General features: G+C 34.1%; 20 protein-coding genes. 4 read left to right on the top strand and 16 right to left on the bottom strand.

Annotated features, from left to right (window positions below; translation table 11 throughout):
• Positions 1 to 26: 26 nt before the first annotated feature.
• Together BUA46_RS00565 and BUA46_RS00560 are read right to left on the bottom strand one after the other, a co-directional pair.
• The gene (locus tag BUA46_RS00565) at positions 27 to 1,199 is read right to left on the bottom strand and encodes an LETM1-related biofilm-associated protein (RefSeq protein ID WP_019387047.1); all 1,173 of its coding nucleotides are present in this window, start codon (positions 1,197 to 1,199) and stop codon (positions 27 to 29) included.
• Between the two features lie 95 nt (positions 1,200 to 1,294).
• Positions 1,295 to 2,530 carry an exo-beta-N-acetylmuramidase NamZ family protein gene (locus BUA46_RS00560; RefSeq protein ID WP_026009989.1) on the bottom strand — a complete coding sequence of 412 codons (1,236 nt, stop codon included), beginning with the start codon at positions 2,528 to 2,530 and terminating at the stop codon, positions 1,295 to 1,297.
• 9 nt (positions 2,531 to 2,539) lie between these two features.
• Between BUA46_RS00560 and BUA46_RS00555 the strand changes: the two genes are divergently transcribed.
• On the top strand, positions 2,540 to 3,775 hold the full coding sequence (locus BUA46_RS00555) for an ABC transporter permease (RefSeq protein ID WP_019387049.1): 1,236 nt from the start codon (positions 2,540 to 2,542) through the stop codon (positions 3,773 to 3,775).
• 302 nt (positions 3,776 to 4,077) lie between these two features.
• Positions 4,078 to 5,436 carry a pyridoxal-phosphate dependent enzyme gene (locus BUA46_RS00550; RefSeq protein WP_019387050.1) on the top strand — a complete coding sequence of 453 codons (1,359 nt, stop codon included), beginning with the start codon at positions 4,078 to 4,080 and terminating at the stop codon, positions 5,434 to 5,436.
• A 12-nt stretch (positions 5,437 to 5,448) separates the two neighbouring features.
• Here the strand turns inward: BUA46_RS00550 and BUA46_RS00545 are convergent, their stop codons facing one another.
• From BUA46_RS00545 to BUA46_RS00535, 3 genes are all read right to left on the bottom strand, one after another.
• Positions 5,449 to 5,976: a CIA30 family protein gene (locus BUA46_RS00545; protein WP_072794722.1), complete on the bottom strand. Its 528-nt coding sequence runs from the start codon at positions 5,974 to 5,976 to the stop codon at positions 5,449 to 5,451.
• A 138-nt stretch (positions 5,977 to 6,114) separates the two neighbouring features.
• Positions 6,115 to 6,579 (bottom strand): nuclear transport factor 2 family protein, encoded by a 465-nt coding sequence (locus tag BUA46_RS00540; protein WP_143148039.1) that lies wholly within the window; start codon positions 6,577 to 6,579, stop codon positions 6,115 to 6,117.
• Positions 6,580 to 6,623: 44 nt separating this feature from the next.
• Positions 6,624 to 7,193, bottom strand: a complete 570-nt coding sequence (locus BUA46_RS00535; RefSeq protein ID WP_019387053.1) for a superoxide dismutase family protein — start codon at positions 7,191 to 7,193, stop codon at positions 6,624 to 6,626.
• Between the two features lie 123 nt (positions 7,194 to 7,316).
• Here BUA46_RS00535 and hemN point away from each other — a divergent pair, with 123 nt between their 5' ends.
• A complete protein-coding gene (hemN, locus tag BUA46_RS00530) occupies positions 7,317 to 8,681 on the top strand; it encodes an oxygen-independent coproporphyrinogen III oxidase (RefSeq protein ID WP_019387054.1) in 1,365 nt (454 codons plus the stop codon).
• 40 nt (positions 8,682 to 8,721) lie between these two features.
• The gene (locus tag BUA46_RS00525; protein WP_019387055.1) at positions 8,722 to 9,555 is read left to right on the top strand and encodes a universal stress protein; all 834 of its coding nucleotides are present in this window, start codon (positions 8,722 to 8,724) and stop codon (positions 9,553 to 9,555) included.
• A 94-nt stretch (positions 9,556 to 9,649) separates the two neighbouring features.
• On the opposite strand, the gene BUA46_RS00520 is transcribed toward BUA46_RS00525, so the two are convergent.
• The 11 genes from BUA46_RS00520 to ccoS form a co-directional block, all read right to left on the bottom strand.
• Positions 9,650 to 11,053, bottom strand: a complete 1,404-nt coding sequence (locus BUA46_RS00520) for a TolC family protein (protein WP_019387056.1) — start codon at positions 11,051 to 11,053, stop codon at positions 9,650 to 9,652.
• A gap of 3 nt (positions 11,054 to 11,056) precedes the next feature.
• Positions 11,057 to 12,409: an HlyD family secretion protein gene (locus BUA46_RS00515; RefSeq protein WP_019387057.1), complete on the bottom strand. Its 1,353-nt coding sequence runs from the start codon at positions 12,407 to 12,409 to the stop codon at positions 11,057 to 11,059.
• 3 nt (positions 12,410 to 12,412) lie between these two features.
• Positions 12,413 to 14,080, bottom strand: coding sequence for a peptidase domain-containing ABC transporter (locus BUA46_RS00510; protein WP_019387058.1), 1,668 nt, complete (start codon positions 14,078 to 14,080; stop codon positions 12,413 to 12,415).
• Between the two features lie 2 nt (positions 14,081 to 14,082).
• Positions 14,083 to 14,754, bottom strand: coding sequence for a TetR/AcrR family transcriptional regulator (locus BUA46_RS00505; protein WP_019387059.1), 672 nt, complete (start codon positions 14,752 to 14,754; stop codon positions 14,083 to 14,085).
• A gap of 136 nt (positions 14,755 to 14,890) precedes the next feature.
• Positions 14,891 to 15,592: a sulfite exporter TauE/SafE family protein gene (locus BUA46_RS00500; protein WP_019387060.1), complete on the bottom strand. Its 702-nt coding sequence runs from the start codon at positions 15,590 to 15,592 to the stop codon at positions 14,891 to 14,893.
• 1 nt (position 15,593) lies between these two features.
• Positions 15,594 to 16,040 (bottom strand): FixH family protein, encoded by a 447-nt coding sequence (locus BUA46_RS00495; RefSeq protein ID WP_019387061.1) that lies wholly within the window; start codon positions 16,038 to 16,040, stop codon positions 15,594 to 15,596.
• 165 nt (positions 16,041 to 16,205) lie between these two features.
• On the bottom strand, positions 16,206 to 17,630 hold the full coding sequence (gene ccoG, locus BUA46_RS00490; protein ID WP_019387062.1) for a cytochrome c oxidase accessory protein CcoG: 1,425 nt from the start codon (positions 17,628 to 17,630) through the stop codon (positions 16,206 to 16,208).
• Positions 17,631 to 17,716: 86 nt separating this feature from the next.
• Entirely contained in the window at positions 17,717 to 18,640 is a 924-nt protein-coding gene (locus BUA46_RS00485; RefSeq protein ID WP_019387063.1) for a cbb3-type cytochrome c oxidase N-terminal domain-containing protein, read from the bottom strand.
• The gene (locus tag BUA46_RS15195; RefSeq protein ID WP_026009991.1) at positions 18,637 to 18,822 is read right to left on the bottom strand and encodes a cytochrome c oxidase subunit IV; all 186 of its coding nucleotides are present in this window, start codon (positions 18,820 to 18,822) and stop codon (positions 18,637 to 18,639) included. The genes BUA46_RS00485 and BUA46_RS15195 overlap by 4 nt, the downstream gene beginning before the upstream one ends.
• A gap of 22 nt (positions 18,823 to 18,844) precedes the next feature.
• On the bottom strand, positions 18,845 to 21,037 hold the full coding sequence (ccoN, locus tag BUA46_RS00475) for a cytochrome-c oxidase, cbb3-type subunit I (RefSeq protein WP_026009992.1): 2,193 nt from the start codon (positions 21,035 to 21,037) through the stop codon (positions 18,845 to 18,847).
• 26 nt (positions 21,038 to 21,063) lie between these two features.
• Complete coding sequence (ccoS, locus tag BUA46_RS00470) at positions 21,064 to 21,234, bottom strand: cbb3-type cytochrome oxidase assembly protein CcoS (protein WP_019387066.1); 171 nt, start codon at positions 21,232 to 21,234, stop codon at positions 21,064 to 21,066.
• Between the last annotated feature and the right edge of the window lie 51 nt (positions 21,235 to 21,285).

Genomic DNA, 21,285 nt, shown 5'->3' with positions numbered 1-21,285 from the left:
TGGAAATAAAGTAAAAAAAAGAGGATTTACTCGTCTATTCTATTTTCGTCAAACGCAGAAGGCAATAATTTTGGTATAAATTTAACTACCAAAGGCAATAATAAAGCCCCACCAGGAAGTAAAAAAATCGCAAGACTAGGTATCGATTTAAAAATGTCGAGTAGTTGTTCTTGTACTTTTTTTTGTTCCTCTTTACTTAAATCTCTTACTGTTGATTGTGAAAGGAGCACCATCAATTCTTTACTGTCTTTAAGTTCTTGGTACAAGCGTTTACTGTTTCGAGAAATCAGTTTATTCACCATTTTGCTCGAATTGTTATAAAAGCTCTGAACAATATTTTTAGAACTTAAAAGTGCAATATTATCTTTATGAACGGTATAAAAGTGATTCACCGCTTTTATCGATTGATGTATTCGCGACATACTTAACTCTAAATCGTTCCCCAATTTTTCTAAAAAATGTTGTTCCTCGACATCTATCATTTGGTCACTCCAAGTTGCCATACAAGCTAAATCTAAAATATAATACTTCTCTAGATTTGTATTTACGTTTTTAATGGCTTTGGTATAATTTAATTCCGAAGCGTCTTGATAGCGTAACGAAGATTCAAATAATTTAATTAAACTTTCGTCGTACTGATTTTTAGTTTCTTTAGAATTTAAAACATCTAGAGAAATAGAAGCAATAGAGGCTTCTAAATTTTTAAGATAATCGGTTGATATGGTGAGGTTGTTCAAATAAACTTCATAAGCTAAAACATCAACAAACAACAAGGCATTAATAATAAAGTAGTTGAAGTTTTTTGTGAGCACGTTGGCATCAATCTGAATGCGAGTGTGTATAATTTTTTCAAGTTCTTCATTCGATTTTTTTCCGCCTAATAAACCTTTTAAAAAAGACGTTTTTATGTCATCAATTTCAGAATAAAAACTAATAACGCTATCAACAAAAGGAATATTTTGTTTAGAATTGGCGTGTGTGTAATAAAGCGCTAAACATAAATTGGTTTTACAAAGCTCGTCTTCCGTTAGGTCATTTTTATCAATAACTTGTGCTACAACATCTAAATTACTTCCGTATATAAACCCGCAAGACCTTAGAGTACCGTAAAAGGTTTCTTCGTCGAGTTTTAAAAAGAGATTGTTTTTATCAATCTCCTTGATCAATTTTTTTATCCAACCTGCGGAAGATGGGTTCATAACTTCGTTCGCTTAATACGGTGTAAAATTAAGCTTTTAGCTTAAAATGCAGATTAATTTTTTATTAAGTATTAAAAATAAATGTTCAAATAGATTTACTGATAGATTAAATAAGGTGTCCTCATCGCTTTAAACTTATCCAAGCCTTCTTTCCAAGTGGCTTTTATCTCTGCTTGAGAAAGACCAGATTTTATCTGTTGTTGCAGCGTTTCAGTACCTGCCAGTTTACTGAAAAATGGATTAAAAAAAGTGCTTTTATCTGTTGTTTGTTGATAGGCTTCAATTAACCATTCTAAATTTAAAAAATCAAGAGCTTTGGTGTTCCTTAAATCTTTACCATAACAAACTTTATTTTCATGTTTTGGGTATTTCGATCCAAAATTAGGTTTCGGTGTAAATTGAAAATCGAATGATTCTGGATTTAAAAATGGACTACCAAAAATCTGAAATTGCATTTCGGTACCTCGTCCAGCACTAACATTGGTACCTTCAAAAAAGCATAAACTAGGGTAGAGGTTAATTGCCTGGTCATTTGGTAAATTCGGACTCGGTTTAATAGGTAAACTATATTTTTTTTGGTGATTGTAATGCTTCATATTAATAACTTCCAATTCACATTGAATTCCATTGGCTAACCATTTTTCACCGTTAATCATTTGTGCATATTCTCCAATTGTCATCCCATGAACTACAGGAATTGGATGCATGCCTACAAAACTTTTGTGCTCCATTTCTAAAATAGGTCCATCTACATAATGCCCATTTGGATTGGGTCTGTCAAGAATAATAATAGGAATATTTGCTTCTGCACAAGCTTCCATAACATAATGAAGCGTAGAAATATAAGTGTAAAAACGCGCTCCAACATCTTGAATATCAAATACAACAAGGTCTAAATCTTTTAGCTGTTCGGCCGAAGGTTTTTTGTTTTTTCCGTAAAGCGAGATAATAGGTAAATTGGTTTTGGTGTCTACGCCATCTTTAACCACTTCACCGGCATCTGCTTGCCCACGAAAACCGTGTTCAGGAGCAAATACTTTTTTTATATCAACTTTTAAAGCTACTAATGAATCAACCAAATGCGCATAAATGGTATGAGCTTGGTTTTTAAAAATCACCGATGTTTGGTTGGCTACAATTCCAATGCGTTTCCCTTTTAATAATGGCAAATAAATCTCAGTTTGATTTGCGCCAACAACAATAGCGCTGTCCATTTGAGTTTGTTCAATAGTCTCAGCTTTTTCAGTGGTCTTATTTTTCACTTTAGAAGCGCAAGAAATCATGACTAAAACAAATAATAAAACTGTATTTTTGAAAACATTAAACCGCATAGTAAAATTTTGAATTACGAGTTTTTTATAGCTAAACGCATTATTGGTAGTAAAGCGTATAAAAGTAGCATATCGGCACCAATAATAAAAATTGGTATCGCAGCAATTGCTATTGGCATTGTGGTGATGATGATTGCCATAGCCACCGGCATTGGTTTACAGCAAAAAATTCGAGATAAAGTAGTGGCGTTTAACGGGCATGTTACCATTACAAAATACGATAGTAACAACTCGCAAGAAAGTGTATCGCCCATATCAAAAAACCAAGATTTCTATCCAGAATTTAAGGCGGTAACGGGGGTAAGCCATGTACAAGGGGTTGCTTCAAAATTTGGCGTTATTCGGACCGAAACCGATTTTGAAGGCGTGTACCTAAAAGGTGTAGGTGCTGATTATAATTGGAGTTATTTTAAAGAGTTTTTATTGGAAGGTGAATTGCCCGATTATACGCAAAACCGAAACGAAGAGGTTTTAGTTTCACAATATTTAGCAAACAGACTCCATTTTAAAGTTGGAGATAAATTCCAAATGGTATTTGCTAAAGACGATCCAGAAAAAATCCCAAACATCATTACCTACCGTGTAAAAGGCATTTACAATTCAGGTTTTCAAGATCTTGATGCCCAATATATTATTGGCGATATCCGTCACTTACAGCGCATCAATCGTTGGGAAAAAGATCAAGTAGGCCATTTCGAAGTTTTTATCAGCGATTACAATTCCCTAGATGAAACAGCAGCCCAAATTCATCAAAATATATCTTCACTACTAGACTCCGAAACCATAACCGATAGATATTATTCCATTTTCGAATGGATTAAAATTTTTGATAAAAATATTTACGGTATCATTGGTATCATGATACTCGTAGCAGGTATTAACATGATTACGGCACTCCTAGTTTTAATTCTAGAGCGCACCCGCATGATTGGGGTTTTAAAAACTCTTGGTAGCAGTAACTGGGGTATTCGCAAAATCTTTATATACAACGCCGCTTACCTCATACTTCTAGGTTTGTTTTGGGGTAATATTTTAGGTTTAGGCTTGCTTTATGCGCAAAAATATTTCAAACTTTTCCCTTTAGACCCAAGTGTGTATTATGTTTCCGAAGCGCCCGTTTATATCAGTTTGGGCTATATTATAGCGCTCAATATTGGCACACTCATCCTTTGCTTACTCATGCTGCTCGTACCTTCATTTATCATTACAAAAATATCGCCAGTAAAAGCCATTCGCTTCGATTAGTTTATTTTTTTTAGGGCGCCTGCCGGCAGGCAGGTTACCACAAGGGTCGGGCTTTTATTCATGTATTTCTATTTTAAATTATTGAATTCATGAACATAAATGTTTCGTTATGTCTTTCTGCGAAGCAGTCCCGAACTAGTTTCAGGATTTTTTTAACAAACAGGCATATGCCTAGATTTAAAAAGACAAAATAAAAGCTCCGCACAAAGGATGCCACTGCAATCCCTAACGCACATAATAACTAACTTTTAACATATACCAACTAGGTTTTTAGTATTTTTGAAACAACACGAAATAACCTTATGGAATACGCCAAAAACATATTAGAAACTATAGGAAACACACCGCTTGTTAAACTTAATGTTTTAACAAAAAACTTACCTTGTTTAGTACTAGCAAAATACGAAACCTTCAATCCAGGTAACTCCACAAAAGATCGAATGGCAGTTAAAATGATTGAAGATGCTGAGGCCGATGGACGTTTAAAACCAGGAGGTACCATCATAGAAGGAACCTCAGGAAACACTGGTATGGGTCTTGCATTGGCAGCGATTGTAAAAGGTTATAAAATGATTTGTGTTATAAGCGATAAACAGAGTAAAGAAAAAATGGATATTCTGCGCGCCGTAGGAAGTAAAGTGGTTGTGTGTCCTACTAATGTTGAGCCAGACGATCCTAAATCGTATTATTCAACATCAAAACGTCTTGCCGAAGAAACACCAAATTCATGGTATGTTAATCAATACGATAACCCGAGTAATGCCTTAGCGCATTACGAAAGTACCGGACCAGAAATTTGGAATCAAACCGATGGTGAAATAACACATTTTGTTGTGGGTGTTGGTACTGGCGGAACCATTTCTGGTGTTGGTAAATACTTAAAAGAACAGAACCCTAATGTTAAAATTTGGGGTGTCGATACTTACGGTTCTGTATTTAAAAAGTATCACGAAACAGGTGTGTTCGACGAAAATGAAATTTATCCATACATCACCGAAGGCATTGGAGAAGATATTCTACCAAAAAATGTCGATTTCGACATTATTGATGGTTTCACCAAAGTAACCGATAAAGATGCGGCTATTTACACCCAAAAATTAGCCAAAGAGGAAGGTATGTTTCTTGGGAATTCGGCAGGAGCAGCCATCAAAGGTTTACTTCAGTTAAAAGAGCATTTTACGAAAGACGATGTGGTAGTGGTTTTATTTCACGATCATGGCAGTCGTTACGTTGGTAAAATGTATAATGACGAGTGGATGCGCGAACGCGGATTTATTGAAGACAAAATAACCTCGGCAGCAGATCTTGTAGCAAGCGATTCAGAGAAAACGTTAGTGACTGTAAAAACAGAAGAATTGGTATCTCACGCCATCGAGCGCATGAAAGCCTATAAAATATCTCAAATTCCTGTTGAAGATTCTACTGGATTTGTAGGTGCTATTGATGAAGCAGATTTATTACGCATGTATATTGAAAATAAAGACATTTCTAATTTGCCAATAAAAGACGTGATGCATAAGCCTTTTCCCATAGTAGATAAAAACACCCCCATTGATGTGATTTCAAAACTATTCAACAAAGAAAATAATGCTGTTTTGGTTCATTTAAGCGAAGGGAAATATCAAATTATTACCAAATACGATATTATTAGTGCGCTTTAAATTTTGACTTACTTATTTTAAAATAATGCTTTCAATTTCAAGATTAAAGCTTTCTGCTTTCTTATTACCAATTAAAAACGCAATCATTTCCATTTGTTTTCCTGTATAATTGGCAGCATCTAATTTTTTTCCGCGAAAAGCGGGATACATGGTATTAAAAGGAATTTCGATAGTTTCCCATGCTTTTGTAGTTTCAAAAGTAGCCACAAAAGAATAGTAATCTGATTCGTTTTCTTTAATTCTAAATTGATAGGTTTTACCATCGCCTTTTACTTTTATATAGACTTTAGAATAGTTCTTGGCTTCTATGGTATCAAAACGATATTGCACCATTGAAAAACCACCATTATTTTCTAAAGATACATCGCCATAAAACAAGCCATTTCCAGCATCGTTAATTTTAAAATGTCCTTGAGAACGTCCACCCATAACACCATCATCAATAATGTTCCATTTAGAAATATTGCTCTCGCTATTGAAATTAAATAGAGTCATTGTTGTTTGAATGATTAAAAAGATTAAAGTATATAGTTGATTCATAAATGATTAATTTTTGGAGAAACGAGAGGATTGTGTTTCAAAAATTAATCGATTTTAACCTATAAAACCTATAATTAAATAAATTATCTCAAAGTAAAAAACGATCATCACAATTTAACTCCAAGTAAAGTGAACTTGTTAATCAGACTTTGTTTTTGTTTCAGTTACAGGAAAAGGTTTCCAAGTATAGCTTTTATGAACAATTTTCCAGGATCCTTCATATTTCAAAAGCAGAAAGTAATCCGTAAAAATTCGCCAATTAGGAACTACTATTTCAGCCTTAGCTATGGCAGCATCTTTTTCAAAATCTATAGAAATAATACGTCCGACACGATTTGATTTTTTACCAGGTTGAAAATTAGAAATGTACTTTTCACCCGACCGAATTCTTAAACTATCCGCTTCAGTCACCGTATAAAGGTTAAAATCTGGATGAAAGGCTTGTCGTAATCGGTCTGGTTTTCCGTTGGCTGTTCCCTCAATATAGTGCATTAGGGTTTCGGTAATTTGTTCTATTTCAGATGAGCTGTTTTCAGATTGAGAATAACCTACAAAACTAAAAGTTAAGCACATTACAAATATTAAGCTTCTTACCAATTTCATATGCATAGTTTTTAGGGAATTAACTCATGTATCTATACTACATGTTATTCAATAATACCCGCACAACTTACACGAGCACCAGCTGCACCAGAAGGTTGAGAGGTTAAATCGTCTTCACCAGCATGTACAATAACGCTTTTTCCAAGTATGTCTTTAGTTTCATCACCACAACCAATACACCATTCGTCTGTTGTAAATGATATGGTGCCGTTTCCGTTTTCATCAGCTGTAAAATTACCAATATCACCTTTGTGGAAGCCTGCTTCGTCACCCCATTTTCCATGTGGTTGCGCCGTAGGGTTCCAATGTCCTCCAGCCGATGTTCCATCAGGAGCAGTACAATCAGAGTTGGCATGAATATGAATGGCATGTTGCCCAGGAGTTAAACCACTAATAATGGCAGTCATGCTAACTTCGCCATCAACTTCTTTAAAAACAACATTGCCGCTAACATTACTATCACTTTTAGCGTTTAAAGTCATTTTTATTTTTTTAGAAGTAACCACTTCGGTTTCAGTAACCTCGGTTTCAATAGTTTTAGTTTCTTTTTTCTCGTTTTTACAAGAGGTGAATCCTATTATTATGGCAATACATAAGATGCTTAATTTTTTCATTTTTCCAGTTTTTTATTCTATCGAAAGTTAAGGTATTCTTAAACAAATTGCAAGTAAGCACCATGATATATATCATTTTTTCTTGCTCCCTTTTGTAGTAGTTTTGATTCATAATAGTTAGGTATGAATAAATCATTAGTCAATAAATATAATATTGCGGGTCCTCGTTATACGAGTTATCCAACGGTTCCGTATTGGGATGTAGAAACGTTTTCTCGCGAAAAATGGAAGTCCTCGTTAATAGAATCTTATAATGAAAGCAATTCTAAAGAAGGAATTAGTCTATATATCCACTTACCTTTTTGCGAAAGTTTATGTACGTTTTGTGGTTGTAATAAGCGCATTACCAAGCAACACAGTGTAGAATCGCCATACATAAAAGCTGTATTAAAAGAGTGGCATTTGTATTTAGAGTTATTTGATACCAAACCCATTATAAAAGAATTACATCTTGGCGGTGGTACGCCTACTTTTTTTAGTCCTGAAAACTTAAAACTGTTAATTAATGGTATTTTAAAAGCCTCCATTTTAGCTCCAGAATACGAGTTTAGTTTTGAAGGTCATCCAAATAATACAACACGCGAACATTTGCAAGCTCTATACGATGTTGGATTTAGACGCGTAAGTTATGGCGTTCAAGATTATAACGAAACAGTGCAACGAGCCATTCATAGAATTCAACCCTTTGAAAATGTAAAACGGGCCACAGCATTGGCTAGAGAAATTGGTTATACCTCTGTAGGTCATGATATTATTTTTGGTTTACCGTTTCAAACCATCGATCATATAAAAGAAACCATACTAAAAACAAAAGTCTTACTACCAGACCGATTGGCATTTTATAGTTATGCACATGTGCCATGGATAAAAGGAAATGGACAACGCGGATTTGACGATTCTAATTTACCATCGGCAGAAGTAAAAAGAGAACAATATGAGTTAGGTAAAGAATTATTAGCTGAGGTGGGGTATCACGAAATAGGTATGGACCATTTCGCATTAACTACCGATGCCTTATATCAGTCGGCTATAAACGGTAATTTACATCGAAATTTTATGGGTTATTCGGCTTCAAAAACCCAAGCTATGATTGGTTTAGGTGTGTCGTCTATAAGTGATAGTTGGTATGGGTTTGCTCAAAATATAAAAAGCATAGAGAGTTATTATAATTTGTTAGAAGAAGATACTTTACCAGTATTTAGAGGACATATCTTAAACGCTGAAGATTTAATTATTAGAAGACACATTCTTAATTTAATGTGTCAATTTGAAACCTCTTGGACTACAGATTATTTATGGTTTAATGAATTGCCAGATGCCATAATTAAACTTAAAGAAATGGAAAAAGATGAGCTGCTTAAAATTGATTCTAATAAAATTGAAGTCACCCTAAAAGGCAGGCCATTTGTTAGAAATATTTGTATGGCATTTGATGTATTGTTACAAAGAAAAAAACCAGAAATGCAGTTGTTTTCTATGACTGTTTGATGAATGTGTATTTAGTATAAACCAACTAAAAAATAAGATTATGAAAAAAATTATTATACCTATAGACTTCTCTGAACATTCAGAATATGCACTTAAAACTGCAGCAAAACTTGCTGTAAAAAATGATTCAGAGTTACTTGCCTTACACATGCTTGAAATGTCTGATATTATGCTAACAGCTTCAGATGGGCTTCAAAACCAAAAGGCAGCATTTTTTCTTCAGTTAGCAGAACAAAAATTTGAAGACTTTTTAAAGAAGGATTATCTAAAAGATATCAAGGTAACACCGATTATAAAACACTTTAAGGTATTTAGTGAGGTAAATGATGTTGCACAAAAACACGACGCCGATTTGATAGTTATGGGTTCTCATGGCGCAAGTGGACTTAAAGAGTTTTTAATTGGATCTAATACAGAACGCGTTGTAAGAAACGCTAGTATTCCGGTTTTAGTAGTGAAAAACCATGTAAACGATGTTAATTTTGATGTGGTCGTTTTTGCCTGCGATTTTTCAGAAGAAGCCATTAGCTCTTATTTAAAAGCGAAACAGATGTTCGATAAGGTAGATACAAAGATGTATATAGTGAATGTAAATTTACCTAATGATCGATTTATGAGTTCTTTAGAAGTAGAAAAAAAGGCTGTAAACTTCTTCACTAAGGCAGAACAAAATCTCGATAAAATGGATGATGTTTTTTATGTAAGTGATTATTCAGTAGAAGAAGGCGTTTTAAATTGTGCTAATAAAATAGGAGCAGATCTTATAATTTTGCCTACACATGGTAGAAAAGGATTGGCTCACTTCTTTGAAGGCAGTATTAGTGAAGATGTAGCAAACCACTCTACATTACCAGTAATGACCTTTAAAATTTAAATGATATTTTTTTTAGTTGTAGGCAGTCAAGAATGCTTTATGATTTTAATAGATCAATTAGTATTCTAGATTGCCTTTTAAAAACTAATGCTGTTTAGTTTAAAGGCACTTCATTACTAGCCAAAACATTAAATAAATTAGCCTTGGTTTTGAAAAAACTGTTTTCTAGTTCAATCGCTTTTAATTTAGCATCAATAAGTTTGGCTTCACGAGAGTTAACAATAAAGAGTGAACTTTCTCCTAAAAAAAACTTGCGTTCTTCTGCAGATAACATTATTGAATAGTCATTAACAATAGTTACCGTTAGGTCATTTTGAAGTATATAAGAATCCAACTCCATAGTTAAGGCATCTATCTTGTTTTTAAGACTTACTTTTGTATTTTGAATCTCAAATTTTGTGTCTTGTATCTTGATTTTTGCTAGTTTTAAATCACCTCGTTCTTTACGTAAAAACAACGGAAAATTAATGTTCACACCACTTTTGTATGCTGAAGTACTAAACGAACGCGCAACTTCAGGTGTTTGCGATAAGAAGTTGTACTGTAAATCAATTTGAGGCAATAGATTATTTAGTTTTAACCGTTTTTCAATATTTAAACTTTGGTATTTATAATCTAATGATAATAACTTTGGATGATTGGATATCTCGTAATTTTCAATGTTTAAAGCCGAAGTATTCAACGTGGCGTCAATCGATTCAAGAGTATTAACATCCGGAATAATACGGTCTGTAATTTCTACAGGTGTATTATCATTCAACCATAAAAAATTCGACAACTCAAGAGATGATTTGATGTATTTTATTCTCGATTTTTCGAGGTTCAATTTTCTATTATTCAAAGCGATTCTAGCCTCAAGCGTATCAATAGCAGGTTTGTCTCCAACCTCGAAACTTTTTTTAATCCCGTTAAAACGCATTTCAGCATTGCTTAAAAAATCTTCGTAAACCAATTTCTCATTATAGGTTTTTAACCAATTAAAATAAGTGACTGTAGCATTGTATAAAATATTATTTACCAGTAATTGGCGGTCTGCTTGTGCTTGTTTTACATAAAGCCTTGATTGTCTTAACATAGCCATTCGCTGGTTGGTTAGCAATCCGCGGGCAACAGGTACTGAAATTCCTGCGCTGTACAAACCATCTTCAGGAACAAAAGCTTCAGGGTTTAAAAAATCGCCTGTGTTTTCTTCAAAATTTCCCTTTAACTCGATGCCAAACCATGTAGGTATTTTAAACGAGGCGTTTAACTTGTCATAATACTCGGTATTTTTAAATGTTTTCCTATCAAAATCTACTTCTAATTTAGGATCAAATGCACCACGCGCTTTCATAAGTTTAGCTTCACTTTCATTGATGGTAAGATTTGCTTGTTTCACAATAGGATGAAACGTTTTTACGTAACCTAAATATTCTGCCAAAGAAATCACCGATGTACTATCCTGAGCTGGAATTATAAAGCTAAAACAAAGTAATATACTGGTTAAAAGTGCTTTCATTTATTATCCTTTTTTAAGACTTTTATCGTTGTTTTTGGGTTGATAATAATTTGGAGGGAAGCTGTTAATCTGTCTCCATAGCTCAAACCAAATGGGCACATCCTCGAGCAAAGCAATTGTTTTGGCTCCTGAGCCAACTCTTATGGCTTCTGGCCATTCATGATCTGATGAGTCCGGTGCAAGTAAAACTCTGTATTTTCCGTTGTCGCTAATAAAGCGCTCAATGGCTACAACTTTAGCACCATAAGTTCCGTATGAAACATTGGGCCATCCGCTAAACACAATTGCTGGCCAGCCATCGAATTGCACACGCACATGTTCGCCTATATGAAGTAATGGTAAATCTATTGGGCGAACAAATGTTTCTACAGCCAAATCGTATGTTGATGGCATAATACCAACCAATTGCTCACCTTCTTTAAATGTTACTCCAATACCACCGGTTAAAACCTTATTTATAAAGCCGTTTTGGGGTGCTGTAACATAAAGCAAGCTATTACGTTTTTTGTAATTGCTATATTCATTTTCAAGTTTGGTAACTTGTGCTTGAGTATCAAATCCACTAGACTGTGCGGTAAACATATCGCTCTGCGCTTTTGAAATTTTATCGGCATACGAAGCGTTAGTTCTTGATAATTCTAGTCGCGCATTAATAACTTCGTTTTTACTGGCTAAATACTTGTTTTCTTGCGAAATATATTTAGCTTGGGTTTCTTGAAGTTTTAAACGTTTTTCCTCTACATCTCTTACAGCTTTTAGTCCTTCTTCTTGCAATGTTGCAATACGATTAAACTGTGTTTCTGCTATTTTTAAATTTGTTTTAGCCGCTTCTAAATCAATACTATCGCTTTTAACTTTTAATTGCGATTGCATGAGTTTGTTTTTAGTTTGCTCTAATTTTAATTGCTGCTCATTACGTAATGCTGAAATTTGTCTGTTTAACGCCTCTACCTTACCTTGATATGCGGTAACTGAAGACGATTTTGATTGTATCTGGTCGTTAGTGCGTTCAACTAATCTATCGTCAAAATACTCACTTTTCACTTCAGATATTCTTAAAATCGTATCACCTTTTTTTACTTCGTCTCCTTCCTGTACATACCATTCTTCAATACGCCCTGGTATTTGTGATTGGATATGTTGCGGACGCTGATTAGGCCTTAAAGTTGTTACTGTGCCTTGTCCAGTTATATTTTGAGTCCATGGTAAAAAAAGTACAATAAACCCAAAAATAGCAGCAGCCAACAAAAATTTATTGAAGTATCGGTAATACTCAATATGCATTATTTTTTTACCAGACTTATATTGACTTAAGTCTATTTTTTTATTCAATTGGTTATGAGATATATTTAGCATAACTTAATTGGTTTTAGATATTATTTTACCTTGTTCAAGGGTGATTATTTCTGTGCATTTACCATTCCAAACAGAACTAAAGCTCACTACAATTAATGCCCAAGGTCTATTAGGATGCGATAAATAATCTACGATGGCCTTGGTTTCAGCTCTGTTAAATCTGTCTAAGGCATCTTCAAGAATCAGCACTTTTGGGTTTTTCAAAATAGCTCGCGCCAAAACTAATTTTTTCGACAATGAGTAAGACATTTGTTTGCCATCAGGATAAAGTATGGTATTTAGTCCGTCGGGTTGGGCTTTTATAAATGATTTGAGCCCTACAATATCTAGTACTTCATATATTTTTTCATCAGAGATATTGGGGTTTGAGAAAGTTAAATTTTCTCTGATTGTACCTTCAAAAGGATTTTCGTCAGAAAGTGATAACCCCAATTGCGACCTGTAAAAATTCAGATTGATACTATTAATCGACATATCATTTACGTAAATATGTCCGCTTGTTGCTTCAATAACCCCAGATATTAATCTTAGCAATGTAGACTTTCCAGATCCACTCTCACCATTTATTAATATTCTACTTTTTGAATTTATTTTTAATGAAATATCATTTAATATATGCTGGTCTCTATTGTCAACTTCATATGAAACATGGTCTAGCTCTATTTGAATACTTTTTGAGAATTGAGGTTTTTCGCCTTCTTGACTTTCTAAATCTTTATCTACAATTTGTCCAATTTTTTCAAGAGAAGTTAAAGCATCATAAAACGATTCTAATCCTAAAATTAATTTTTCAACTGAGGCTATAACCAATAAAATAATAATTTCTGCTGCAACAAATTGCCCGATATTCATTTCTTGATTTAAAACTAATGCCCCACCAATTAGAAGTAAGCTAGCAGTAACAATTACCTTAAAGCTTATCATTTGTATAAATTGGAGCATCAAAATTTTAAAGTGACTTTCTCTGGCCTTCAAATACTCGTTTACTAAATCATCGTTTTTATTGATTCCTAAACTTGTGCTTCCTGAAAGTTTAAAACTAATAACAGAACGCGCTATTTCTTGAATCCAATGTGCAACTTTGTATTTGTTTTTTGATTCTTTTAGGCTGGTTTCAAGCCCTTTTTGAGCTGTAAATTTAAATACCACAAAAATTAACGCCAGTAGTAAAATACCGAATATGATAAAAAACGGATGGTAGAACGAAAGCAGGATTAAAGCAAATAGAATTTGTAAAACTGCTGTAGGGACGTCTATTAAGATCTTCGATAAGCTTTTTTGTATGGTTAACGTATCAAAAAATCTATTGGCTAATTCTGGCGGATAAAAATTACGCAATTCGGCCATTTTAATTTTTGGAAAGCGATAAGCCAATTCAAAAGAAGATCTTGTAAAAACACGTTGCTGTATCGTTTCAATAATTCGAAGTTGCATCAGTTGTAAAGCTCCAGAAAAAGCAACACCTAGTGTTACTATAATTACTAGAATAACCCAGGAGGTTGATATTTGTGCGCCTTGAATTAAATTTATAATGGCTTGTATGCCTAAAGGCAATGATAAAGCAACAATTCCTGCAAATATCGCGTAATAGAATATTTGTAGAATGTCTCTTTTTTCTAATTGCAGTAAGCCTATTAAACGGCGCCAAGGGGTCATGAGTTTCTCTTCCATAGTTAAGCTTTCAAGGTGTTAAGTACCAGGTTTTTAATAAAATCTGTAGGTGTTAGTTTATCGTTACAATCTGTAATGGTTGTAAAATGAGCTTTTAAAAAATGTTGGTGTAAACTTCCTTCTAATATGGTGCTAGCTAAACTTGAAGGGTATATGTATTTCGGATTTATTGCTTTTATCATATCTCTTAAACGATGTACTATGCGTTTGTAAATAATGAAATAGCCATCTTTGTTTTCTTGATCTACCTGATTGGTAAGAAAGGATTTTGAATTCTCTTTTATCATAATCTTATTCAATATCACCTCGTTAACATGCGAAAATTTAGAATCCTCTTTTATGGTTCTTGTTACAATTTCAATAGCCTTTTCTAGTTTTTCGTTAGGATTTAAACTATGTGTTTCAAATACTAATTGATATTCTATCCAAGCCCAGTACCATGAACTCAGGTAGAGTAGTAGGTTGTGTTTACTCTCAAAATAACGGTAAACAGAACTCTCGTTAGAACCTATTTTGGTGCCTAATTTTTTAAATGTGAAACCATCGAAACCAATCTCGTCAATTAAAAGTATGCTATGTTGCACAATACGTTTACCCAAATCAGAAGACTCTGGGTCTTTTACGTAAAGTTTTTCCGGAACAGTAATTTTTAAATTTGAAAGTAAAGAATCCATAATTAATTTATTTAATTGCAAATATAAAAGTAATACTATTATAATAGAAAACAAAGCTATCAATTTTATCAATACGTAATCAATAAAACTTATGTATCATTATAAAAAAAGATGATTTATGGAAAAAAAAGTATGGTTAATGACAATCAATACCGTTTGTAACCATGTCGTAAACCGGAGCAGGAGAGAGGTAAGGAATACCAAGCCCTAAACCACGAAGAATAAATAAAGCGCCTATAATAACTACAAATATAGGAATGGCTTTTTGTATGCGTTGTCTTGCTTTGCCTTTTAAAAAATGACTAAAATAAATAGCAGTAGTCATTAAAGGAATAGTACCTAAACCAAAAATAAGCATATATAAACTTCCGTTAATTGCATTGCCACCAGCAATAGCACCAAACAGCGCCATATAAACTAATCCACATGGTAAAAAGCCATTTAAAAAACCAATGGTTAAAAACGTGTCCATTGTTTTTTTCTTTAAAGCTGTTCCCAAAGCCGATTTTACTTTAGAGATCACTTTATAAATTGGTTTAGAGACTTTGTATTTACTAAAATATTTCTGAGGAATAACCACTGCTAAAATCATTAAAACGCCAATAATAATAGACAGTTGCTGCTGAAATCCAAAAATAAACAGGCTTTTACCTATAAGTCCAAACACTAACCCAATTAGACCATAGGCTACAAGCCTGCCTATATGATAAAATGTAATTTGAGAAACTTTTTTAACCGAATTACTGCGGTCTACAGGCAACATAAAAGCAATAGGCCCACACATACCAACGCAGTGGAAACTTCCTAAAAGCCCTAATATAAATGCCGAAAAAAGCATATTAATAATTTATAGATTCTTTATATAAATAAGATTTTCCTTTATATTGCCAATCAATTTTTATGTTCCAACGACCATCTACCAAACGTTTGTCAGGTATGAGCAAATTAGAATTAGACAATGAAATAGCAGTATCAAAGTCTAGCTGTTTGTTAGATGGTCTATATAGGAACAAAGTGCCTTTAATTTCGTTGTAATCTAAAGTTTCCGGGAATTTAATTAGCAAACCTTCTGCCGTTTTTTCGTAGCCAATATTCGACTCTAAAGTTTCAGAGTTTTGCAGTTTATCAATATCCTTTTGGTAAATCAATTCATCACCATAATAGTCATCACTCACCAAATCATGGTTGTATTTATCGTCTATATTCATAGTCACAATAAAATACATGATAAAGCTAATAAACCCTATAAACGCTAGTACAATTCCAGTTCCCCAACTAATTTTCATAATTTCTTAATTTTTACGGCATTACCCTAAAGGGTCGGGCTTTCCGTTATATCTTTTTCTCGTGCCTCAAAAAAGGATGCCACTTCAATCCCTAATGCACCCGTTTGCCAAAGTCATTTCCCTCCCAATACAGTAAGCACTTTAATTTATTACCATGACTTAAACCTATTTATAACTCCTAGGGCCTAAAAAATTGGCCGTAGTTGTTTCAATTAACTCATCACCTTGGTAAACACCAATTTTTATCTTGTTTCTATCGCCACTTAAAGCCGAATTATTAATCTCTATAAACAAAGTGCCTTCAGCTAAACCTTGACTCGGCACCACAAACTCATCACCTGTAGATACCAGTTTTAATTCACCTTTATGCGACATCAATTTAAGGCTTACGTCTTCAATAGTTTCTGTCGTTTTATTAACCAATTTATAGGTAAACACATTGCTAATGATGTTGTTCTCTTTGTGTTCATATAATTGACCAGGCAATCTTAATACACGAGCTTCAATATCATTTCTTAAAAACAGCATCCCAATTAATAAACCAACCATTATAGACAATACAGCAATGTAGCCTTTCATTCTTGCTGTTAATTTAAAAGGCGCTTTATTTTCTATATTCTCTTCGCTGGCATAACGAATTAACCCTTTCGGTAAATTTATGTTTTCCATAATGTGGTCGCACTCATCAATACATGCTGTACAGTTTACACATTCTAGCTGCGTACCGTTTCTAATATCTATTCCTGTTGGGCAAACATGTACACATTGCAAACAATCAATACAGTCGCCATGCCCTAAGGCTGCTCTGTCTTCATTTTTTCTAAACTTCTTTCTTCCACTTTCACCTTCACCTCGTTTATGATCGTAGGCCACTACAATCGATTTTGTGTCTAATAAAACACCTTGCAATCTTCCGTAAGGGCAGGCAATAATGCACACCTGCTCTCTAAACCACGCAAAAACAAAATAGAATACACCAGTAAAAATCAGTAACGAAATTAAGGTACTTATATGGCTAAATGGGCCATCAATTATGTATTGTATTAACTTGTCACTTCCAATTAAATAGGCTAAAAACACATTCGCGATTACAAACGATATAATTAAGAAAATAAAGAGCTTTAACCCTTTCTTTCTTATTTTTTCGGCATCCCATTTTTGTCTTGCAAGTTTGCGTTGTTTGTTTCTGTCACCTTCAATCCAATATTCAATGCGTCTAAAAACCATCTCCATAAAAATGGTTTGCGGACAAATCCACCCACAAAAAATTCTACCAAAAGCCACGGTAAAAAGAGTAATAAATACAACACCAATAAGCATAGATATTACAAATAAATGAAAGTCTTGTGGCCAAAACGGAAACCCGAAAATATTAAATCGGCGTTCCAAAACATTGAACATTAAAAACTGATTGCCATTTATTTTAATAAACGGCGATAATAGTAGGAACGCCAATAAAAAGTAGCTAACCCATTTTCTGTATTTATAAAACTTTCCACTAGGTTTTTTAGGAAATACCCAGGCACGTTTACCTTCTTCGGTAATCGTTCCAATAGAGTCTCTGAAATTTTCGTTATCTGGGGTTTCCAATTTTGTTTTGATTTAAATACCTGCCGAGTTTAAAACCCGACAGGTATTGGGTACATTAGTTTAATTAGTACTTGTAGATATTAAATTTATTCTTTAATTACTGCTTCAGGCGCTTTAGCTTCAACGGCGGCTTCTGCAGTTTCATCTACCCAAATATCGCCTTCAGCATCTTTAGGATTTGCAGGTGTTGTACCTTGAAATGTTAATACATAACTTGATACTTGAGCCATTTCTAATGGTTTTAGTTGCTGTTTCCAAGCAATCATTCCTTTACCAGAACGTCCACCTTCTGATACCGTTTTAAATACATTTTTAATACCGCCACCAATAATCCAATGGTCGTCTGTTAAGTTTGGTCCAATACCACCACCACCATCTGCCATATGGCAAGCCACACAGTTGGTTTCAAAAATGGTCTTACCTGCACTTAAATCTGCTGCATCAGTTAATAGTGTTACAGTATTAATGTCTACTAAATTTTTAGCGGTTTTCTTATAAGCTTCTATGGCTTCTCTTGCATCTGCTAATTCAGTTTCTAACTCATCTGCTTGAGTGTAGCCATCAAAAACATGAAATCTTAACATGTAAACAACAGCAAATACAATCGAGATGTAAAAACCATATAACCACCATGGCGGTAAATTGTTATCTAACTCTTTTATACCATCGTAATTATGATCTAGAATAATTTCACCTTCTTCTTCAATTGGCTTCGAACCTAATAATTTCTTATAAGTTTCTTTAAACCAAGTAAATTCAAAAGTTTTTTCTTTTTCGGCTAAAAAGCGAGCTTTAGCTTCATCATCTAATTTGTGAAGCATCACGTTTTCTAAAGCACCTACAATTGCTTCAATAGCAATAAGAATTAAAAGTACCAATAGCAGAAATAACATGACTGCAGGATATTCAATAAATGCAGGTTTTTCTCCAGAATCTATAAAGAACTCTACAGCTCCGAAAATGATAAAGAATACTATTGGAACTCGAATCCAAGATGGAATATTTTTCATAATATATCGTCGTTTTGGTTGTCTAATGGAATGTTACTAACGTTATTTATATAGTCTTTTTTAGCGGAAATTACCCACCAAAATAGCGCGACAAAAAAGATGAAGAAGATAAGCAGTGAAATAATAGGATATATTTCTATACCTGCGATGCTCTCCATATGATTTTTTACAAATTTCAACATGATACTTTGTGTTTTTTAATGGTTAATTTTGAGCTGTTTCTACATTAATATCGGTTCCTAATCGTTGTAAATATGCAATAAGTGCTACTATTTCACGATTTTTCATTTCAACAAATTCTTCACCATTTTCAGCTGCATATTTTTTGTCAGCTTCGTAGTTATTTGCGAAATCCGGATCGCTATAAAGGTTTTGCTCAATCTGAGTACCTTGTTCTAACATGCTCTGTTGGGCATTCGCAATCTCTTCATCTGTATAAGGAACGCCTAAGGATACCATGGCTTCCATTTTAGTCTCGGTAAGCGATTTATCTAATGTGCTGCTGCTTCCAGAAATTAACCAAGGGTAACGAGGCATAATAGAACCCGATGAGGTACTTTGCGGATCGTACATGTGGTTAAAGTGCCAGTTATCAGAATACTTGCCACCGATGCGATGTAAGTCTGGTCCGGTACGTTTACTACCCCAAAGGAATGGATGATCATAAACATATTCTCCAGCTTTTGAGTATTCACCATAGCGCTCAACTTCACTTCTAAAAGGACGAATCATTTGCGAATGGCAACCTACACAACCTTCACGTATGTAAATATCTCTACCTTCTAATTCTAAAGGGGTATAAGGTTTTACACTTGCAATGGTAGGTATGTTAGATTTTACCATGATGGTTGGAACAATTTGCACGACACCTCCAATTAAAATAGCTACAGTTGCTAATAGGGTTAATTGTATTGGTCTTCTTTCTAACCAAGTATGCCATCCTTCTGATGCAGTACGTTTTTTAGTGACGCGCTCTAGAGCTGGTGCTTCGGCTAGTTCATCTGTTACTTTGCTACCTTGTTTCACTGTAACAATAATATTGTAAACTAGAATGAACATACCTACAATATATAAACTACCGCCAATGGCACGCATCCAATACATTGGCATAATTTCAGTAACCGTTTCTAAAAAGTTACCATAAACTAATGTCCCATCTGGATTAAATTGCTTCCACATACTTGCTTGAGTAAATCCAGCAACATACATAGGTAATGCATAGATAATAATACCTAGAGTTCCTAACCAGAAATGCAGGTTAGCTAATCCTATAGAGTGTAATTTGGTTTTAAACAATCGCGGGATTAAGTAATAAATAATACCAAATGCCATAAAACCGTTCCATGCTAATGCACCCACGTGTACGTGTGCAATAATCCAATCAGTAAAGTGAGCAATAGCGTTTACATTTTTAAGCGATAAGGTTGGTCCTTCAAAAGTGGCCATACCGTAACCTGTAATGGCTACAACCATAAATTTTAAAACAGGATCTGTACGCACTTTATCCCAAGCGCCACGCAAGGTTAAAAGTCCGTTTATCATACCACCCCAAGATGGCATTAAAAGCATTACAGAAAAAGTAACCCCTAAGTTTTGAGCCCATTCTGGTAAAGCCGAGTACAATAAATGGTGAGGTCCTGCCCATATATAAATGAAAATTAACGACCAGAAATGCACGATAGAAAGTCTATAAGAATAAACCGGTCTATTGGCAGCTTTAGGAACAAAATAATACATTAATCCTAAAAATGGTGTTGTTAAAAAGAATGCTACAGCATTGTGTCCGTACCACCATTGCACTAAAGCATCTTGCACACCCGCGTAAACCGAGTAGCTTTTCATTGCGCTAACAGGCAATTCTAAATTGTTAAAAATATGAAGTACCGCAACCGTTACAAACGTGGCAATATAAAACCATATGGCAACGTATAAATGACGCTGGCGACGTTTCAATATCGTCCAAATCATGTTAATCCCAAAAACGACCCATATCAGGGCTATGGCAATATCGATTGGCCATTCTAACTCTGCGTATTCTTTGGAAGTTGTATATCCCAGAGGTAACGAAATCGCTGCTGCCACAATAATGAGTTGCCAACCCCAAAAGTTAATGTTACTTAGCAAATCACTAGCCATACGAGTTTTTAACAAACGTTGTAACGAGTAATAAATACCAGCAAACATGGCATTTCCAACAAAGGCAAAAATAACAGCGTTGGTATGTAAAGGTCTTAAACGACCAAAACTTAACCACGAAATACCATCTGTTAAGTTGGGAAATAAAAACATAAAGGCAAGTAACAAACCTACCGACATACCTACCACTCCAAAAACAATGGTGGCATAAATAAATTTGGTAACGATTTTGTTATCGTAATAAAATTGTTGCATCTCCATAATTTAGTTATTAATATTTTTTTTGGTTAGTACTTTTTTTTGGATTTATCTTTAACAAGTTCATCTTCAAATAGCATGCGTACCGAAGGGGTATAATTGTCGTCGAACTGCCCACTTTTAACAGCCAAAATAAAGGCAATAAAAAAGCCAACAGCAACGGTTATGCTTATAGCAAGTAAAACATATATAACACTCATACCTATTTGAAGTTATGGTTCAAAAATACTTTTATACATTATTTTAAAAGA

The organism is Algibacter luteus, from assembly GCF_900141715.1.
GTDB lineage: Bacteria > Bacteroidota > Bacteroidia > Flavobacteriales > Flavobacteriaceae > Arenitalea > Arenitalea lutea.
Note: the sequence above shows the minus strand (reverse complement) of the source record. Positions and strands in the feature narration are given on the sequence as shown.

Excerpts from the sequence above, each read along its gene's own strand:
- BUA46_RS00565 (WP_019387047.1), bottom strand. The coding sequence starts at position 1,199 with ATGAACCCATCTTCCGCAGGTTGGATAAAAAAATTGATCAAGGAGATT.
- BUA46_RS00560 (WP_026009989.1), bottom strand. The coding sequence starts at position 2,530 with ATGCGGTTTAATGTTTTCAAAAATACAGTTTTATTATTTGTTTTAGTC.
- BUA46_RS00550 (WP_019387050.1), top strand. The coding sequence starts at position 4,078 with ATGGAATACGCCAAAAACATATTAGAAACTATAGGAAACACACCGCTT.
- BUA46_RS00545 (WP_072794722.1), bottom strand. The coding sequence starts at position 5,976 with ATGAATCAACTATATACTTTAATCTTTTTAATCATTCAAACAACAATG.
- BUA46_RS00540 (WP_143148039.1), bottom strand. The coding sequence starts at position 6,579 with ATGAAATTGGTAAGAAGCTTAATATTTGTAATGTGCTTAACTTTTAGT.
- BUA46_RS00535 (WP_019387053.1), bottom strand. The coding sequence starts at position 7,193 with ATGAAAAAATTAAGCATCTTATGTATTGCCATAATAATAGGATTCACC.
- hemN (WP_019387054.1), top strand. The coding sequence starts at position 7,317 with ATGAATAAATCATTAGTCAATAAATATAATATTGCGGGTCCTCGTTAT.
- BUA46_RS00525 (WP_019387055.1), top strand. The coding sequence starts at position 8,722 with ATGAAAAAAATTATTATACCTATAGACTTCTCTGAACATTCAGAATAT.
- BUA46_RS00520 (WP_019387056.1), bottom strand. The coding sequence starts at position 11,053 with ATGAAAGCACTTTTAACCAGTATATTACTTTGTTTTAGCTTTATAATT.
- BUA46_RS00515 (WP_019387057.1), bottom strand. The coding sequence starts at position 12,409 with ATGCTAAATATATCTCATAACCAATTGAATAAAAAAATAGACTTAAGT.
- BUA46_RS00510 (WP_019387058.1), bottom strand. The coding sequence starts at position 14,080 with ATGGAAGAGAAACTCATGACCCCTTGGCGCCGTTTAATAGGCTTACTG.
- BUA46_RS00505 (WP_019387059.1), bottom strand. The coding sequence starts at position 14,754 with ATGGATTCTTTACTTTCAAATTTAAAAATTACTGTTCCGGAAAAACTT.
- BUA46_RS00500 (WP_019387060.1), bottom strand. The coding sequence starts at position 15,592 with ATGCTTTTTTCGGCATTTATATTAGGGCTTTTAGGAAGTTTCCACTGC.
- BUA46_RS00495 (WP_019387061.1), bottom strand. The coding sequence starts at position 16,040 with ATGAAAATTAGTTGGGGAACTGGAATTGTACTAGCGTTTATAGGGTTT.
- BUA46_RS00485 (WP_019387063.1), bottom strand. The coding sequence starts at position 18,640 with ATGAAAAATATTCCATCTTGGATTCGAGTTCCAATAGTATTCTTTATC.
- BUA46_RS15195 (WP_026009991.1), bottom strand. The coding sequence starts at position 18,822 with ATGTTGAAATTTGTAAAAAATCATATGGAGAGCATCGCAGGTATAGAA.
- ccoN (WP_026009992.1), bottom strand. The coding sequence starts at position 21,037 with ATGGAGATGCAACAATTTTATTACGATAACAAAATCGTTACCAAATTT.
- ccoS (WP_019387066.1), bottom strand. The coding sequence starts at position 21,234 with ATGAGTGTTATATATGTTTTACTTGCTATAAGCATAACCGTTGCTGTT.